Origin of the sequence: Bacillus sp. SIMBA_031 (genome assembly GCF_046535225.1) — a bacterium.
Classification (GTDB): Bacteria; Bacillota; Bacilli; order Bacillales; family Bacillaceae; genus Bacillus; species Bacillus velezensis.
In genome coordinates, this window is sequence record NZ_JAWRXC010000535.1 from 1 (window position 1) to 248 (window position 248).

At 64.9% G+C, this 248-nt stretch carries 1 protein-coding gene; it reads left to right on the plus strand.

The features are described 5' to 3' along the window. Positions 1-248: neutral zinc metallopeptidase (locus SB724_RS21290; RefSeq protein ID WP_410572997.1), on the plus strand; the 248-nt coding region annotated here is incomplete at both ends.

Below are 248 nucleotides of genomic sequence, written 5' to 3' on the forward strand. Positions count from 1 at the left end.
GGTCGCGGCGGCGGGTTCAGCCTGCCCGTGGGTCGCCGGGGTGGCGGCCTCAGTATCGGCACCATCATCTTCCTCGTCGTGATCTACCTTGTCTTCAAGGCCATCGGCATCGACCTCCTGCAAGTCATGGACGGGGGCACGACCGGATCCGGGCACGAGCAGAGCGAGCAGCAGAACAGCGGAAGCCCGAACGACATGACGTCGTTCGTGAAGAGCGTTCTCGCGGAGACCGAGGACACCTGGCAAGG